General features: G+C 66.5%; 15 protein-coding genes and 1 tRNA gene. 6 read left to right on the top strand and 10 right to left on the bottom strand.

Annotated features, from left to right (window positions below; all coding sequences use genetic code 11):
• Positions 1-53 precede the first annotated feature (53 nt).
• The 4 genes from ACQUSX_RS13700 to ACQUSX_RS13685 all read right to left on the bottom strand — a co-directional run bounded on the left by ACQUSX_RS13700 (position 54) and on the right by ACQUSX_RS13685 (position 2,260).
• Complete coding sequence (locus ACQUSX_RS13700; RefSeq protein WP_428907459.1) at positions 54-269, bottom strand: hypothetical protein; 216 nt, start codon at positions 267-269, stop codon at positions 54-56.
• Positions 270-434: 165 nt separating this feature from the next.
• The gene (locus ACQUSX_RS13695) at positions 435-839 is read right to left on the bottom strand and encodes a hypothetical protein (protein WP_428907458.1); all 405 of its coding nucleotides are present in this window, start codon (positions 837-839) and stop codon (positions 435-437) included.
• Positions 836-1,336 (bottom strand): hypothetical protein, encoded by a 501-nt coding sequence (locus tag ACQUSX_RS13690; protein ID WP_428907457.1) that lies wholly within the window; start codon positions 1,334-1,336, stop codon positions 836-838. Before ACQUSX_RS13690 ends, ACQUSX_RS13695 begins: the two co-directional genes overlap by 4 nt.
• Positions 1,337-1,609: 273 nt before the next feature.
• Positions 1,610-2,260 carry a hypothetical protein gene (locus ACQUSX_RS13685; protein ID WP_428907456.1) on the bottom strand — a complete coding sequence of 217 codons (651 nt, stop codon included), beginning with the start codon at positions 2,258-2,260 and terminating at the stop codon, positions 1,610-1,612.
• A gap of 703 nt (positions 2,261-2,963) precedes the next feature.
• Here ACQUSX_RS13685 and ACQUSX_RS13680 point away from each other — a divergent pair.
• Positions 2,964-3,590: a hypothetical protein gene (locus ACQUSX_RS13680; protein WP_428907455.1), complete on the top strand. Its 627-nt coding sequence runs from the start codon at positions 2,964-2,966 to the stop codon at positions 3,588-3,590.
• Between the two features lie 188 nt (positions 3,591-3,778).
• On the opposite strand, the gene ACQUSX_RS13675 is transcribed toward ACQUSX_RS13680, so the two are convergent.
• A complete protein-coding gene (locus ACQUSX_RS13675) occupies positions 3,779-4,699 on the bottom strand; it encodes a type II secretion system F family protein (RefSeq protein WP_428907454.1) in 921 nt (306 codons plus the stop codon).
• Positions 4,693-5,709, bottom strand: a complete 1,017-nt coding sequence (locus ACQUSX_RS13670; protein WP_428907453.1) for a TadA family conjugal transfer-associated ATPase — start codon at positions 5,707-5,709, stop codon at positions 4,693-4,695. Before ACQUSX_RS13670 ends, ACQUSX_RS13675 begins: the two co-directional genes overlap by 7 nt.
• Before the next feature lie 425 nt (positions 5,710-6,134).
• Here ACQUSX_RS13670 and acs point away from each other — a divergent pair, with 425 nt between their 5' ends.
• On the top strand, positions 6,135-8,102 hold the full coding sequence (gene acs / locus ACQUSX_RS13665; protein ID WP_428907452.1) for an acetate--CoA ligase: 1,968 nt from the start codon (positions 6,135-6,137) through the stop codon (positions 8,100-8,102).
• Positions 8,103-8,243: 141 nt separating this feature from the next.
• Here acs and ACQUSX_RS13660 read toward each other — a convergent pair whose 3' ends face one another.
• A complete protein-coding gene (locus ACQUSX_RS13660; protein WP_428907451.1) occupies positions 8,244-8,702 on the bottom strand; it encodes a RidA family protein in 459 nt (152 codons plus the stop codon).
• A complete protein-coding gene (gene sp36, locus ACQUSX_RS13655; RefSeq protein WP_428907450.1) occupies positions 8,699-8,920 on the bottom strand; it encodes a Sp36 family protein in 222 nt (73 codons plus the stop codon). Before sp36 ends, ACQUSX_RS13660 begins: the two co-directional genes overlap by 4 nt.
• An 82-nt stretch (positions 8,921-9,002) precedes the next feature.
• On the opposite strand from sp36, the gene ACQUSX_RS13650 reads away from it, so the two are divergent.
• From ACQUSX_RS13650 to ACQUSX_RS13635, 4 genes are all read left to right on the top strand, one after another.
• On the top strand, positions 9,003-11,594 hold the full coding sequence (locus ACQUSX_RS13650; protein WP_428907449.1) for a transglycosylase domain-containing protein: 2,592 nt from the start codon (positions 9,003-9,005) through the stop codon (positions 11,592-11,594).
• A 5-nt stretch (positions 11,595-11,599) separates the two neighbouring features.
• Positions 11,600-12,535: a metallophosphoesterase gene (locus tag ACQUSX_RS13645; protein WP_428907448.1), complete on the top strand. Its 936-nt coding sequence runs from the start codon at positions 11,600-11,602 to the stop codon at positions 12,533-12,535.
• 91 nt (positions 12,536-12,626) lie between these two features.
• Positions 12,627-12,700: transfer RNA gene (locus ACQUSX_RS13640), tRNA-Pro, on the top strand.
• A gap of 286 nt (positions 12,701-12,986) precedes the next feature.
• Positions 12,987-13,760, top strand: a complete 774-nt coding sequence (locus tag ACQUSX_RS13635) for an HAD-IIB family hydrolase (protein WP_428907447.1) — start codon at positions 12,987-12,989, stop codon at positions 13,758-13,760.
• Positions 13,761-13,918: 158 nt separating this feature from the next.
• Here the strand turns inward: ACQUSX_RS13635 and ACQUSX_RS13630 are convergent, their stop codons facing one another.
• Positions 13,919-15,190, bottom strand: a complete 1,272-nt coding sequence (locus ACQUSX_RS13630) for an alpha-hydroxy acid oxidase (RefSeq protein WP_428907446.1) — start codon at positions 15,188-15,190, stop codon at positions 13,919-13,921.
• A 25-nt stretch (positions 15,191-15,215) separates the two neighbouring features.
• Positions 15,216-15,971, bottom strand: a complete 756-nt coding sequence (locus ACQUSX_RS13625) for a FadR/GntR family transcriptional regulator (RefSeq protein ID WP_428907445.1) — start codon at positions 15,969-15,971, stop codon at positions 15,216-15,218.
• Positions 15,972-16,027: the final 56 nt, after the last annotated feature.

The raw sequence follows: 16,027 nt of genomic DNA, 5'->3' as shown, positions 1-16,027 counted from the left end.
GCTGGGGAGATTCCTCCCGGAAGGAGTCCAATCGAACCGGAAGGAGGTCAAAGTCAGCGGTGCCGCTGTCGTTCGTTGTGCTCGCTAACTAGCCGGTCGATGCGCTCGCGTTCGGTGCCGTGCTGTCGCTCGATGAGTTCGGCTTCCTGCTCGGGTGTCCATTCGGCGGGGCGGTACTGCCGTTCGGCCTCTAGTGCGGCATCGCGCACCGGATCGCTACGGCGTGCATCGTTGATGATGGCTCGGGTTCGTTCGTTGTTGTCAGTCATCGTCATCTTCTTCCCAAGAAATCCAAGATCGGATGTGTTTCAAAACTTGCTCGTAGCTTGCGCGCATGTCGCGTGTGGCCCAATATCTCTGATCGATCATCGAGAAGGCTTCACTCAGTAGGGCTTCTAAGCGGATAAGGTCGGCTCTCTGTCGTGGCGTCGCCATCAGTACGCCCTACTTGTCTGAAAACTCTTGTTCTGCTCGGGGAAGTCCGCTTTGATCTTGCGGAATGCGGCGTCACGGTCCACGGGATTGGAAATCTTCTGCGCTTCTTCGGTGGCACGCATCCACTGCCTGTAGCGTGCCCCGTGCTTGTCGTCCTGCCCGATCTCCATACCCTCAGGTACCGGACCCTCAGCAAAGCGCTGTACGCCCCACTTGGCTTCCTGCTCGTCGGCAGACATGTCCAGCCAAGAGACGCCAAACCTGTTCTTGGTGAACGCGTATTGTTCTTCGCTCACGGTGAACTCGTGACCACGTAGCCCTACGAAGCCATCGAAGTCACCAAGCGCGACGCTCAGACCCGATGCCAGGATGTGAAAAGTTCTAGGGAATGCTGTCTTACTCATCGTGTCTTCCTCTTCTGCGCCCTGAGCGCTTCTAGTAGGTCTGCAAGCTCTTCGTGCTTGGCGAGCGCTTCGAACACTTCGCGGGGATAACTCTGTGAGAGCTTCTGAATCACGCGCACCAGGGGTCCAGTTGTCTGGGCTAGTCGGGCCGTGGCGGTGTCGTCAATCGCCAACTTGGTCAGCCTGTCGAGCACGGCAAGTTCTGCGCTGATAGCTCGGGCACGTACGGCAGGGGAGCTAGTAGCGTCTGCCAGCTTGCGAGTAGTGCGGGCTGAATCCGAGAGGTCGGCTAGACGCCCGATGACTTCACTTGGATCGTTGCCGTCGTCCTCAGCGATCTGAGCTAGGAGGTTCTGGCGGGAGATTTTGTATCTGCTGATTGCGCTTTCGCTCACGCCATATCTTCGAGCGATTTCAGCACCACTGACACCCTGGCTAATTAGCTCGATGATGCGCGCACTTTGCTCGTGGCGCTCAATGCTTGATGGTGTTGCCATGCTCTACTTCCCAATGATTTAGCGGAATCACGCTTCGACGTGTGGCGGGGATTGTTACCAACGTGATTCCATCCCCGAGGGCGGACCTGGATGAATTGTGACCCTCTGCTTAGTACTATCGCTCAAAGCCACAACCACTTCATGCGAGAGATGCGTTAGACCGTGGGAGCTTTTCAACTTTCTTGGACTCTGCCAATTCGAGCATCGCTCGGAGTAAAGGCGAAGGCATCCAAGCTCGTTGCTCGTCCAACTCGCTCAACATTTCATCGACTGTCACAGGTCGAGCACCAATCCATCCAAGAATGCATCCACGTCGAAATCTTCTTCTTGATCCATCGCCGCGCCGTCGCGGGCCGAAGGCGTAGCGACGACAGGCGCGGGCGAGGGAGATTCTTCGACCGAGCTTTCTTTTCTTCTCTTATGGTTCCTATTGTGGTTCTCTGCTTTCCACTCAGTGGTTCCCTGGTTGACACTGAGTGGTTCTCCGCTTTCCCCTGTCCCCTCTCCAGTGGTCTCCTGCTTTCCCCTGCCATAGTCGCGATCTCTGACGTTCTGGAGGACATCCGATACGAGAGGGGAGCGGTACAGGCGGTACTCAGTTACAGGTGAGCCGCCGCCAGGGTTACGATGCTCGCCCGTCTTGACGATGGCCCCGAGATCCCGCAAGTAAGCGAGAACCTTCCGGACGGTCGGCTTACTCACTCCCGATTCATCTGCGAGCGTTCCGACGCTTGGACGAACGCGCAATCCGGTTTCGAACTTGCCATGTCGAGAAAGCATCATGCTCACGGCGACAAAGGCGGAGCGCTTTATCTTCGCCTTCGTCAACGCGGCATCCGGGAAGAGTTGCACAAACTCTTGAAACTCGAACGGCTTCAGCGTTCCCGGATCGACAGGCTTCTTTTGGGTTGGCTTGTATCCCATTTTCTTGTTTCCACTTCTTCATCCTCCCTGTCGGGGGAGGTTGAGCCGGACCGGCGCGGAAGAAATGGAAGAAACGCTAACCGGTCCGGCTCACCTAGGGTGACGCGGGCTTCCGACAAATCCGCATATAGGCTTATACGCCTGAGATTTACTATCGTCCAAACTCACAAGCACTTATTTTTCGGCTTGGGCTTCGCGTGCCTTCCCCTCTCGGTATGCTCGCGCGTGCTCCGTCGCGGCACTCCTGCACTCGTCGCATCTGCACCTGTAATTGGTATAGGTGGACAAAGTGCCGTGCTTCAGCGGCTTGGGCGCGGGGGGAAGGTCGCGCACGGGTTCCACTACCGGAAGGGGTTCCGGCTGGATGGTCTCGGCGGGCGTCAGCGGCTCATCGCTGAGGAAGACCACAAGCCGCTCCCGACTGATGCTCAGCGTTCGCTCTATCTCGGCATAGGTGGCACCCTGGGCGCGTAGCCGTCGAGCATCGTCGCGGACGGCCTCAGGCTCATCCTTGGCTCTCTGGTAGTCCTTGATGGTTCGGCGTCCTGGGCGATCTGAATCGCTATCCCGGTGTCAACCAAGAATCCGACCTTGGCGGCGGCGAGGAGGTCGGCGTACTTCTCTCTTAGGTGTGCGTTCTCTGCCTCTCGCCGGGTCGACCAACTCGATGAGCTTGAGCCGCGCCTTTCGCTAGCCTGGCCGTATGACCGACGTCGTGATAGTTGCGCTGATCGGCGTCGCCGGGACGCTGGCCGGTGGTGTGATCGGGCCGCTGGCGAAAGACCGCCTGGACCGCCGAGCGAAGCGGCGCGATGAGACGCACAAGGAGATCGGAGATATTCTCGCGAAGGTCGATGCGCTCCTGATGAAGATGAGCAGACTCAGCCGCGACGCGCCGAAGCGCGAGTGGCACACGGCCTATGGTGAAGCGGTCGCTCAGCTTTCTCGGCTCTCGTACCTGCTCGGGAAAGGCGAAGGTGAGATCGCTGACGCCCTCGGGTTTGCGGCGATGCATGCCTACGCTGACGACACGAGACCGAGGGAGGCAGACGCCAACCACCTCCTAGTGACGGCGACGACAGCGCAAGTTGCGGCCTGGTACCGCGGTGAGCGACCGCCGAGAGGTATCACGCAGCAAGCGATCGACCTCCGGAGCTTGACGTACGACGGCGTCGTCTCGGGCAAGGTGCGCCCAAACGGCGAAGAGGTCGACCCGTCAGAGCTGGACGAAGCCGAGCTGCAGCGACGCTCCGAGATCGAGGAGCAGGGTGGCCTCGAAGTGATCGCGCGTCGCCAGCGGAGGCGGCGCTTCTGGCGCATGGGGCGCTAGTCGGGGATATACGCCTAGTTCGCGCCACGGTGGCCATCGTCGTGATGGCATACTCGGCGGTCGCCGCGCCGGTCTCGTCGGTGAACAGGTGCGCGGCGCGACGTCTGGTCAGCTCGGGCAGGGATTGTTCGTTCATTCTCTTCCTTCTCTCTTTCTGGGGCGTCTGGTGCCCCCGTGGCTGGTTCGGCTCAGATCGGCAGCGGTGTGGAGGCGAGCACACTGAGCATCAGCGGCGCGACGCCCAGCAGCAGGAATGCGGGAAGGGTGCACGCGCCCAGCGGCAGCAGCAGCTTGGATGAGAGGGCCGCAGCCCTCACGCGTCCCTGCACTCGCGCATCGTGACGCTGCTGGGCCGCCGAAGCGCGCAGCAGCTCCCCGGCGGGGACGCCCGCCGCACGGGACAGCTCGAGTACGGCATCCGTCCTGCTGCGGTCGGCGGCGAGATCGGCAGGGCTCAGTTCGACCAGTCGCAGGGCCCGCGGAATGCCGACTCCACCGGCCAGAGCCACGGCGACGAGTTCGGCGTGCATCCCCGGGGTACCGGGCGCCGGCTGCGCGGTGCGCACCATGCGTGCGGTCCACCAGCGCGCTGCCAGCATCAGAACGATGCCCAGTCCGACGCACGCGGCGCCGAACGGATTCGTGAACAGCACGCCGATCGTGTCGAACCCGAGGGCGAGGCCGAGCAGCAGCCCCGCGAACGGCAGCCAGAGCAGCAGCCGGGCGGTGCCGGTCGGCTCGGCCAGCGCGATGCGCACATCATCGGCCGCTGAAGCGGCGTCCTGCAGCGATTCGGCCAGCGCCCGCAGCACCTCGGCCAACGGTGCGCCGACGATCGTCGCGACCTCCCACGCTGCGGCGACATCAGACCACGCGCCGCCCTCCGCGTCGATCGCACCGACGAGCTCGGCTCCCGCCGCGCACCGTTCGACGACGCGCCCCGCGACCGGATCGCCACTGTCGGCGAGATGCTGCCACGCGGTCATCGGCCGGGCACCGGCCTGCAGCAGCACGGCCAGGGTGCGCACCGCGACCCCTGCGCCGCCCGCGCTGACGGAGCGCGCACCACCGGCATCCGATCCGCCGCGACGCAGCAGCGAGATCACCACGGGGTCACCTCCTCGATGCCGAGCCGGTCTCCGGCGAGCGCGAAGCGGCCGGCCTGCGCGATGTGCCGGCGACCGTCGGCGTCGCGCTGCAGATGCAGCACTATCGTGAACGCGCTGACCACCTGTCTGGCGAGGGCGGTGGCGTCCATTCCGGCGAGCGCGCCGAGCGCCTCCATGCGCGCGGGGACGTCGACGAGCCCGCTGGCGTGCAGGGTGCCTGCCCCACCGTCGTGACCGGTGTTGAGCGCGGTGAGCAGCTCGCGCACCTCTTCTCCTCTGCACTCGCCCACCACCAGCCGGTCCGGTCGCATCCGCAGCGATTCGCGCACCAGCATCGCGAGGCCGATGCGCCCTGCGCCTTCGAGGTTCGCCTGCCGTGCCTCGAGCGAGATGTGGTGCGGATGGCGGGGGCGCAGCTCGGCCACGTCCTCGATGGTGACGATCCGCTCGGCGTGTCCGACATGCGAAAGCAGCGCGGTGAGCAGCGTCGTCTTGCCTGTGCCGGTGCCGCCGGTGATGAGGATGTTCGCGCGTTCCGCGACGAGCCCGCCCAGCCAGGCGCGCTGCTCTGCAGAGAACGTGCCGGAGGCGGCGAGCGCGTCGAGATCGGCGCCGAGCACGCGCGGCACGCGTATCGACAGGGCGGTGCCGGATGTCGACACCGGCGCGAGCACCGCATGCACTCGGATGCCCGAATCGAGCCGCACGTCCACGCACGGCGACTGATCGTCGAGGTGTCGGCCACCTGCGGCGACCAGGGCGACGGCGAGCTCGCGCACCTCGCGCTCCGATGCACGCCACTGCGGAACGTGCTCGGCGCCGTCGCCGCGGTCGACGAACAGCCCACTGGCACCGTTGACGAAGATGTCGGTGACCTGTTCGTCCTGCAGGTGCTCAGCCAGCGCGCCGAAGGCCGGATCGACTGACATGGACGCGGCCATCTGCACGGCGCCGGGCCCGGCGGGGCGGGCGGAGCCGCCACGAGGACGGAGCACGAAGGGATCAGCCATGCCCCGACGCTAAGCGGGCTCGCAGACGCACGAATGCCTCGATCCCAGCGGTTGTGCACAACCCGCTCGAAGCCGGTTCTGTGCAGAACGAGCGCGGTCGAGTCCAGCACGGCGACACAGCCCGCGAGCGCTCAGCACCCTGCCCTGCGCCCGGTGCCGGCGCCCTGCGCCGGGAATGCGCAAGGCGGCACCTCACGGGGGGAATGAGGTGCCGCCCAGGCGCAAGCCCGCATCGGGGGGAATCGGGCGCGCTGAAGCCGGATATCGAATCGGCTGACGCCAGTGTATGCATCTGCAAGGGCGAGCGCCAAGCGACACGCAGTACTGACTTTCGACAGTATGCTTCCACGACCGCGCCGAGTAGATTCGCCGTGTCACGGTCGTGCCCCGACACGATCCCCAGCCCGCGCAAAGGAGCGAGTGCCATGAGCAGTCAGATCGATCACCTCCTCGACGAGTCCCGGAAGTTCCCGCCGTCCGAAGAATTCGTCGCCCAGTCCATCGACGACCCGACACTGTATGAACGCGCCGCGACAGACCGCGAGGCGTTCTGGGGCGAGCAGGCCCGCGAGAACCTGCATTGGCACAAGCCGTTCACCAAGGTTCTCGACTGGTCGAACCCGCCGTTCGCGAAGTGGTTCGACGACGGCGAGCTCAATGTCGCGTACAACTGCCTCGATCGGCACGTCGAAGCAGGCAACGGCGACCGCGTCGCGATCCTGTGGGAGGGCGAACCCGGCGACGAGCGACGCATCACCTACGCCGAGCTGACGGAAGAGGTCAAGCGCGCGGCCAATGTGCTCTCCGACCTCGGCATCGGGCACGGCGACCGCGTCGCGATCTACCTGCCGATGATCCCCGAAGCGGTCGTCTCGATGTTGGCAGTCGCTCGACTCGGAGCGATCCACTCCGTCGTCTTCGGCGGGTTCAGCGCCGACAGCCTGCGCTCGCGCATCGACGATGCCGGTGCGAAGGTCGTCATCACCGCCGACGGCGGATACCGCAAGGGCAAGGTCTCGGCCCTCAAGCCGGCCGTCGACCAGGCGCTCAGCGATCGCGGCGAGGGCGAGCAGCAGACCGTCGAGCACGTGCTCGTCGTCAAGCGCGGCGGCAATGAGGTCGACTGGCACGATGACCGCGACGTCTGGTGGCACGATGTCGTCCCGGCGGCATCCGCCGAGCACGAGGCACAGGCATTCCCGTCGGAGAACCCGCTGTTCATCCTCTACACCTCGGGAACCACGGGCAAGCCGAAGGGCATCCTGCACACTTCCGGCGGATACCTGACCCAGGCCGCGTACACGCACAAGTACGTCTTCGACCTGCACCCCGAGACCGATGTGTTCTGGTGCACCGCCGACATCGGCTGGGTCACCGGGCACAGCTACGTCACCTACGGCCCGCTGGCGAACGGCGCCACCCAGGTGCTCTTCGAGGGCACTCCCGACTCGCCGCACCCCGGCCGCTGGTGGGAGATCATCCAGAAGTACGGCGTGACCATCTTCTACACGGCGCCGACCGCGATCCGCTCCTTCATGAAGCTCGGCCGTCAGATCCCCCAGGAGTTCGATCTGTCGAGCCTTCGACTGCTGGGCTCGGTGGGCGAGCCCATCAACCCCGAGGCGTGGATGTGGTACCGCGAGGTCATCGGCGCCGAGAAGACGCCGATCGTCGACACCTGGTGGCAGACCGAGACCGGCGCCATCATGGTGTCGGCGCTGCCCGGCATCACCGCCACCAAGCCCGGCTCTGCGCAGGTGCCGATCCCCGGCATCTCCATCGACGTGACCGACGACGACGGCAACGAGGTCGGCAACGGCAACGGCGGACTGCTGGTGATCACCGAGCCGTGGCCGAGCATGCTGCGCGGCATCTGGGGTGACCCGGAGCGGTTCAAGGAGACCTACTGGGAGAAGTTCCAGGACCAGGGCTATTACTTCGCCGGGGATGGCGCCCGCCTCGATGCGGACGGCGACCTGTGGCTGCTCGGCCGCGTCGACGATGTCATGAACGTCTCCGGTCACCGCCTGTCGACCACCGAGATCGAGTCTTCGCTGGTCGCGCACGAGGCGACCGCCGAGGCGGCCGTGGTGGGCGCGGCCGATGAGACGACCGGTCAGGCAGTCGTCGCGTTCGTGATCATCAAGCAGAGCTATCTCGAGGCGCACTCGCCCGAAGGTCTGACCGCGCTGCTGCGCGGGTGGGTCGGCGAGCAGATCGGACCGATCGCCCGCCCCCGCGACGTCTACATCGTTCCGGAGCTCCCGAAGACCCGCTCGGGCAAGATCATGCGCCGCTTGCTGCGCGACGTGGCCGAGGGCCGCGAGGTGGGCGATGTGACGACCCTCGCCGACACGATGGTGATGAGCACGATCTCGAGCCAGGTGAAGTAGTCCTCCCCACCTTCGCCGACACCCCCGTTATTCGCCGAGACCCCAAGTATTCGCCGAGACCCCAAGTATTCGCCGAGACCCCTGACTGCAGACGTCTGCAGCCAGGGGTCTCGGCGGTAGATGGGGGTGTCGGCGGGCCGATCAGACGAGGGTGAAGGTGACCTCGACCTCGACGGGAGTGTCCAGCGGCAGCACCGCGACCCCGACAGCGGCGCGCGCGTGCAGACCCGCGTCGCCGAAGATCTCGCCGAGCACCTCGCTGGCTCCGTTGATGACGCCGGGCTGGCCGGTGAACGCGGGATCGGATGCCACGAAGCCGCCCACCCGCAGCACGCCGCCGATCCGGTCGACGCCGCCGGCCGCGGCCGCTGCTGCAGCGAGAGCGTTCAGGGCACAGGTGCGCGCGTAGACCTTGGCATCCTCAGCATCCACCTCGGCGCCGACCTTGCCTGTCGCCGGCAGCGCGCCGTCGACGAACGGCAGCTGTCCGGAGGTGTACACGAGGCCGCCGTGCACGGCGGCCGGAACGTACGCCGCGACAGGCGCTGCGACGGCGGGAAGCTCGATGCCCAGCTCCTCCAGGCGGGCCGCGATGCTCACTGCTCGCCCTCGAACTGACGCGATGCCTCTGCGGCAGCCGCGAGGCCCGCGTTGGCCGTGGCGTCCTGCGTGATCGGGCGCTTGAAGTAGGCGACCAGCCCGCCTTCGGGCCCTTGGATCACCTGCACGAGCTCCCAGCCCTGCTTGCCCCAGTTGTTGAGGATCGCGGCCGTGTTGTGGATCAACAGCGGCGTGGTCAGATACTCCCACGTGGTCATGGCACTCCTGTGCGTCGGCGACTTCCGGCGATGACGCCGGTGTCGAGGCTTCTCTTCAGGGAACTCCCCTACCATCAAGCGTATGCCTCAAACGAAACGCACGCTGAAGGGTGTGCTCGGTGGACTGCTCGGCCTGGTCGGGCTGAGTGTCGTCGCCGGTGTGCTGGTCACCGCCACCGTCACCCCCGCCATCGCCGTCGCCGGTGTCACCGGCTCTCAGGCGCTGACGCTGTTCGACAACCTGCCGAGCTATCTGAAGCCGACGGCCCCGATGGCGCCGACGACGATCTACGGCAACGATGGGAACGGCAAGCCCTTCAAGCTGGCGACCTTCTACGAGCAGAACCGCACGCCGGTCACGCTGCCGCAGATCTCGCCGACCCTCGTCGACGCTGTGCTCTCCAGTGAGGACAAGAACTTCTACTCGCACGGCGGCGTCAATCTGCTGTCGACGGTGAAGGCCGCGGTGGAGAACTTCACCGGCACGTCGTCGCGCGGCGCGTCGACGATCACGCAGCAGTACGTCAAGAACGCGCTGATCCAGCAGTGTGAGCAGGGCGTTCCGCCCAACGATCCCGACTACGAAGAGAAGATGCGGGAGTGCTACGAAGATGCTGCCGAGGCGAAGGGCGCCGCCGGCATCGAGCGCAAGCTGCAGGAGATGCGCTACGCGATCCAGATCGAGAAGGAGTACTCGAAGAACGAGATCCTGCTCGGCTACCTCAACGTGTCGAACTTCGGTGGAACGACCTACGGCATCGAAGCCGCTGCGAACCGCTACTTCGGCACCACTGCTGCGAAGGTCAACCTGGTGCAGGCGGCGACACTTGCCGGTCTGGTGCAGGAGCCGAATCTGCTTCGCATCGACCGACCGGACGGCACGTGGACCGACAAGGATGGCGTCGCTCGCAACACTGCAGAAGACGGCTACGCCACCACCAAGGATCGCCGTGACTACGTGCTCGGGCAGATGTTCGAGAACGGTCAGATCACGCGTGCACAGTACGACGAGGCTATCGCGACGCCGGTGACCCCGAACCTGCAGACCACGACCCAGGGCTGTGCGGCCGCGAAGGACAACGCATACTTCTGCCAGTACGTGAAAGCGGTCATCGAGAACGATGAGGCCTTCGGCGCCACGCCGGCGGAGCGCATGGAGAACATGCGCCGCGGCGGTCTGAAGATCTACACGTCGCTCGATCTGCGCGTGCAGAATCCTGCGGTGGAGGCGATGCACGCGCGCGTCCCCGCCAGCATGGAGGGGATCCTCGTCGGCGGCGCCGGTGTCTCGATCGAAGCGTCCACCGGACGCATCCTCGCGATCGCGCAGAACACCGCCTTCAGCGAGTCATCGGATGCGAGCCTTGCCAACGGGCAGTCGTCGCAGGTGTTCGCCGCGGACAGCGCCCACAACGGCTCCACCGGCGGCTTCGAGACCGGTTCGACCTGGAAGCTGTTCACCCTGCTGCAGTGGCTGGAAGACGGCCATTCGGTCAACGAGGTGCTCGACGGACGTGCCGGGCTCCGCGGCGACTTCCCGCAGTGCGGTGGGACGTACACGCTCACTAAGCCGATCGAGAACTTCGGCAACGGCGGGGGTTCGGTCAGCAGCGTGCGCCGGTTCACGGCGGTGTCGCTGAACACGGGCTTCCTCGCAATGGCGAAGCAGCTCGATCTGTGCGACATCAACAAGATGGCCAAGCGCCTCGGTGTGCACTACGGCGACATGGGCGACGTCACGAAGGACGGCGAAGCCCCGAATGACCCGTTCGGTACGGTTCTGGGCTCGAAGTCGGCCGCACCGATCCAGATGGCCGGCGCCTACGCGACGGTCGCCAACAAGGGCAAGTTCTGCGAGCCCCGTGTGATCGACAAGATCGTCGGCCAGGACGGCAAGGAGATCGACCCGCCGAAGACCAGCTGCACCCAGGTGATCACTCCTGAGGTGGCCGCAACGGCCGCTTACGCGCTGCGCGGCGTGATGGAAGGTGGCACCGGCGCCGGGGCGAACCCGTACGACGGCGTCCAGGTGATCGGCAAGACCGGTACCGCAGAGAAGTCGCACACCATGCTCGTCGAGTCGAGCACGAAGGTGACGACGGCGGTGTGGGTCGGAAACGTCACCGGGCGTGAGGACCTGAGGTTCTTCTCGGCGCACGGCACCCGCCTCAATGACATCCGCTATCCGCTCGCTCGCGACCTGCAGCGTGCCGCCAACGCAGCCTACGGCGGCGACCGGTTCCCGGATCCGGATCCGAACCTCACGCGCCGAGTGCTGAAGGAGCTGCCCGACGTCGTCGGCAAGACGGTCGATGAAGCGCAGAAGATCCTCAAGGACGCCGGCTTCTCGGCACAGGTCGGCGATCCCGTCGACAGCACGCTGCCGAAGGACACGGTCGCCGAGCAGGATCCGGGCGCCGGCCGCGTGGCCGGTGGCACCACGATCACGCTGCGTCCCAGCAGCGGCAAGTCGCCCGCGAAACCGGGAGACGGAGGCACTGTGCCCGATGCCACCGGCGCGAAGTTCGCTGCGGCAAAGGTGGTGCTCGAGTCGAGGGGCTACAAGGTCGAGAACGACGGATGCCGCGGCGGCTCCGACGTCAGCGAGCAGGATCCACCGGCAGGCACCACGGCGCCTGCCGGGACCACTGTCACACTGTCGTGCGAGGACTGACGAGAGTGACTCGCTCCGCAGCACACCCGGCCCTCATCGCGCTCGGCGCGGTGGGGGCCGTCGGTGTCGGCGCCGCCGTCTGGGGCATCGGTATCGAGAGGTATCTGTTCACCGTGCGCGAGGCCACGGCACCGGCGCTCGCGCCGGGAAGCGCGCCGATCCGGGTGCTGCACGTCTCGGACGCGCACATGGCTCCGTGGCAGCGCCGCAAGCAGGACTGGCTCGCATCGCTGGTCGCGTTCCAACCCGACCTCGTGGTGAACACCGGAGACAATCTGGGCCACAAGGACGGCCTCACGGGCATCCGACGCGCCTTCGCCCCCTTCGCGGGCATCCCCGGGGTGTTCGTGCACGGCTCCAACGACGTTCAGGCGCCGTCTCCGCGCAACCCGCTGAAGTATTTCACCGGACCGTCGAAGACGCACACAGAACCGGAGATGCTCGATACGGATGCGATGGACGGGTTCTTCACGGATGAGCTGGGCTGGCGCGGGCTGAACAATGCCGCTGCCCGACTGGAGGTCGCCGGCAACAGCATCGACTTCTTCGGCGTGAACGACGCGCATCGTGAGTGGGACGAGCTGGATGCCCTGCCGGACGCCCTGGAGGCGTTGGGTCATGCCCGCACAGGATCGTCGCGCATCGGTGTGACGCACGCGCCGTATCAGCGCGTGCTGAACCAGTTCGTCGGCCTGGGAGCGGATGCCGTCTTCGGCGGACACACGCATGGCGGCCAGGTGTGCCTGCCCGGGTACGGCACTCTGGTCGCGAATTGCGACATCCCGCTGAAGCAGGCCAAGGGGCTGAGCACCTGGTCGCACGACGGCCGCACGGTGCCGCTGAACGTCAGCGCCGGCTGCGGGCACTCGATCTATGCCCCGGTGCGCTTCGCCTGCCGGCCCGAGGCTACGCTGGTTACGCTGACCGCGCGCTCGATCTGAAGGCGTGCTCGGTCTGACACGGGCACGCCCGGCGGACGGCGCCGATTCGGCACCTGCCCGCGGGGCATGTAGACTTGAACGGTTGCAATCACGGGGTGTGGCGCAGCTTGGTAGCGCGCTTCGTTCGGGACGAAGAGGCCGCAGGTTCAAATCCTGTCACCCCGACTCAATGCCGCGAGACCCCGCCCTCCGGGCGGGGTCTCGCGGCATTCCGTCTGGGACGCCAGAGGGGCCCCGCGGCGCAGGAGGCTCCGCGCGCCGCCTTCGTCCCAACGGTCATCCGCCCTGCCAACGCGCGGCGCGTGGAGGGCGCCGTGGGGACTCACCCCGCCGCGACGCGTGCACCAGGTGAGGCGCGCCAGCGCCGAGCCGCCCCAACCACCCGCGATGCGGCGAAGCCGCGAGCCCGCATCCACTCACTCCCAGCCGACTCTCCTAAACTGGACCCATCATGACTTCCCCTCGCCTGGTCGCTTTCGACCTCGATGACACGCTTGCGCCCTCCAAGGGGCAGATCGACGACCGCATCGCCGGCCTGCTGCACGAACTGCTGCGCCGGGTCGACGTGGCCATCATCTCGGGCGGCAATGAGGAGCAGTTCCGCACCCAGGTGATCGCCCGGTTGACCGACGTCGATGCCGCGGCTCACCAGCGCCTGCACCTGCTGCCCACGTGCGGCACCCGCTATCTGCGCCACGACGGCGTCGAATACTCGCCGGTGTACGCCCACGATCTCTCCGACGACGAGAAGACGGCGGCTCTGACCGCGCTGCGCGAAGAGGCCGAGCGCCTCGGGCTGTGGGAGCGCGAGACCTGGGGCGAGATCCTCGAGGATCGCGGATCTCAGATCACCTTCTCGGCGCTCGGCCAGCAGGCTCCTCGCGACGCGAAGCACGCATGGGATCCGACCGGCGAACGTCGCGCGGCGCTGCGGGACGCGGTGGCACCGCGCCTTCCCGGCCTCGAGGTGCGCTCCGGCGGGTCGACCTCGATCGACATCACCCGGGCGGGCATCGACAAGGCATTCGGCATGCAGAAGCTCACCGAGCACACGGGCATCCCGCTCGCCGACATGCTGTTCTACGGAGACCGCCTCGATGAGGGCGGCAACGACTATCCGGTGCTGGCCATCGGCGTGCCCTCGGTGGCGGTGGAGGGCTGGGAGGACACCGCCGACAAACTCGACGCGCTGCTGCTCACCCTGCCTGTCCCGGCTGTGCGCTGACAGCATCCGACAGCGCGCCTGCGCGACAGCATCCGGCAAGCGCCTGCGCGGCCATCGAAATCAGGCGATCCGCCGGCAACAGGACGAAATCTGAGGAATCGTCCTGCTTTCGGCGGATCGCCTGTTCTCGTGCGCCAGCGGATGCCCCCGCGCGGCTGTCAGCCGGCGACGACCTCCGCGGCGACTTCGGCGACGCTCCCGCGGACGGGAACCAGGCGCGACAGCTGCGTGACGTGCTTCGGCTCGAGTTCGGCGAGCGACGAGACGCCCAGCAGGCGCATGGTGCGCTCGATCTCGGTGCGCAGGATCTCGATGGTGCGGTCCACGCCCTGACGGCCGCCGGCCATCAGTCCGTAGAGATACGCGCGTCCGATGAGCGTGAAGTCGGCGCCGAGCGCGACGGATGCCACGATGTCGGCGCCGTTCATGATGCCCGTGTCGACCATGACGGTGAAGTCGTCGCCGACGGCCTTGCGCACATCCGGCAGCAGGCGGAACGGGATCGGCGCGCGGTCGAGCTGGCGTCCGCCGTGGTTCGAGAGCACGATTCCGTCGACTCCGGCGTCCTTCAAGCGCACCGAGTCCTCGACGTTCTGCACGCCCTTGATGACGATCTTGCCCGGCCACAGGTCACGGATGACGGCGAGGTCGTCGTAGCTGATGGTCGGGTCCATCGCGGCATCCAGCAGCTCGCCGACCGTGCCGCCGGTGGTGCTGAGCGAAGCGAACTCCAGCTTCGGCGTGGTCAGGAAGTCGTACCACCACCACGGGCGCGGAATCGCGTTGACGATCGTGCCGAGTGTCAGCTGCGGCGGAATGCTGAAGCCGTTGCGCTTGTCGCGCAGGCGCGCGCCGGCGACTGGGGTGTCGACGGTGAACTGCAGGGTATCGAAGCCGGCGGCTGCGGCGCGGCGGGTGAGCTCGTACGAGATCTCGCGGTCTCGCATGACGTACAGCTGGAACCAATTCCGCCCGTGCGGATTGGCCGCCTTGACGCCCTCGATCGAGGTGGTGCCCAGCGTCGACAGGGTGAACGGGATGCCCGCGGCGGCTGCCGCACCGGCTCCCGCCTCCTCACCCTCGGTCTGCATGAGGCGCGTGAACCCGGTCGGTGCGATTCCGAACGGCAGCGCCGACGGCCCGCCGAGGATGTCGACGGTCGTGTCGACGTGGGGCGCGGGCTTGAGAATGCCGGGGTGGAACTCGACGTCCTCGAATGCCTGACGGGCACGCTGCAGCGACAGCTCGCCCTCGGCTGCGCCGTCGGTGTAGTCGAACGCGGCCTTCGGGGTGCGGCGCTTGGCGATCGTGCGCAGATCGTAGATCGTCAGCGCGGCGTCGAGGCGGCGCTTGCGGCCGTTGAACTCGGGTTTCTTGAACTGCATCAGCTCGAGCAGCTCGATGGGGTTCGGCACCTGGCGCTTGACCATGAGTGCTCCTTTCAGGGGTGGAATTTCAGTCTCTGTCGGTGAGCACGGCGCGCTCGTCCGGGACGAGACCGGCCGCCGTGTAGTAGCCGGTGATGTGATCGTGCAGGAGGCCGCGGGCAGCATCCGCCTGCCCGCCCTCGATCGCGGCGACGATGTCACGGTGCTCGGTGCGCAGGTGCGCCGCCATGCTCGTCCAGTCCTCGATCCATGCCGAGCCCTCGAGGACGTACGACTCGATCGAGGTGCGAAGACCCGCCATCATCGCGGTGATCACGGTGTTGCCGGAAGCCTCGGCCAGCGCGTAGTGCAGCTGAGCGTCGAGGGCGAGGAACTCGGGCGCCGTCAGATGCTCGTCGTCCATCGCATCCAGCGCTCCATGGACGTCGGCGAGATCGCGCTCGGAGTCGGCGGCGAGCGCAGCGGCCACCGCGTCCTCCAGCACAAGACGGGTCTGCACCACATCGCCCAGCGGGAAGCCCTGTGCGGCGACCTGCAGGCGCAGCAGCGTGGCCATGGCACCGCTTGGCGTGGCGATCACGATGGCGCCGGCCTGTGGCCCCGAGCCGGTGGCGGTGCGGATCAGGCCCATCACCTCGAGCACGCGCAGCGCCTCGCGGACGCTGGAGCGGCCCACGCCGAGCTCGGCGGCGAGATCGCGCTCGGATGGCAGGCGGTCGCCCGGGCCGAGCACGTTGCTGAGCAGATCGCTCTCGATGCGCTCGAGCACGGTGCGCCAGGCGCGCTGGCTCGTCGCGGTCGAGCTCGCTGCAGTCTGCGGCATCCGTCCTCCTGTGGTCTGACCACAGATTAGCCGCTGTGGTCTGACCACGCAACTGG

Source organism: Microbacterium alcoholitolerans, assembly GCF_050408615.1.
Classification (GTDB): Bacteria; Actinomycetota; Actinomycetes; order Actinomycetales; family Microbacteriaceae; genus Microbacterium.
The sequence above is the reverse complement of the archived record's forward strand: the minus strand, read 5'-3'. Positions and strand labels throughout refer to the sequence as shown.

Coding starts and splice junctions, on each gene's coding strand:
- ACQUSX_RS13700 (WP_428907459.1), bottom strand. CDS start 269: ATGACTGACAACAACGAACGAACCCGAGCCATCATCAACGATGCACGC.
- ACQUSX_RS13695 (WP_428907458.1), bottom strand. CDS start 839: ATGAGTAAGACAGCATTCCCTAGAACTTTTCACATCCTGGCATCGGGT.
- ACQUSX_RS13690 (WP_428907457.1), bottom strand. CDS start 1,336: ATGGCAACACCATCAAGCATTGAGCGCCACGAGCAAAGTGCGCGCATC.
- ACQUSX_RS13685 (WP_428907456.1), bottom strand. CDS start 2,260: ATGGGATACAAGCCAACCCAAAAGAAGCCTGTCGATCCGGGAACGCTG.
- ACQUSX_RS13680 (WP_428907455.1), top strand. CDS start 2,964: ATGACCGACGTCGTGATAGTTGCGCTGATCGGCGTCGCCGGGACGCTG.
- ACQUSX_RS13670 (WP_428907453.1), bottom strand. CDS start 5,709: ATGGCTGATCCCTTCGTGCTCCGTCCTCGTGGCGGCTCCGCCCGCCCC.
- acs (WP_428907452.1), top strand. CDS start 6,135: ATGAGCAGTCAGATCGATCACCTCCTCGACGAGTCCCGGAAGTTCCCG.
- sp36 (WP_428907450.1), bottom strand. CDS start 8,920: ATGACCACGTGGGAGTATCTGACCACGCCGCTGTTGATCCACAACACG.
- ACQUSX_RS13650 (WP_428907449.1), top strand. CDS start 9,003: ATGCCTCAAACGAAACGCACGCTGAAGGGTGTGCTCGGTGGACTGCTC.
- ACQUSX_RS13635 (WP_428907447.1), top strand. CDS start 12,987: ATGACTTCCCCTCGCCTGGTCGCTTTCGACCTCGATGACACGCTTGCG.
- ACQUSX_RS13630 (WP_428907446.1), bottom strand. CDS start 15,190: ATGGTCAAGCGCCAGGTGCCGAACCCCATCGAGCTGCTCGAGCTGATG.
- ACQUSX_RS13625 (WP_428907445.1), bottom strand. CDS start 15,971: ATGCCGCAGACTGCAGCGAGCTCGACCGCGACGAGCCAGCGCGCCTGG.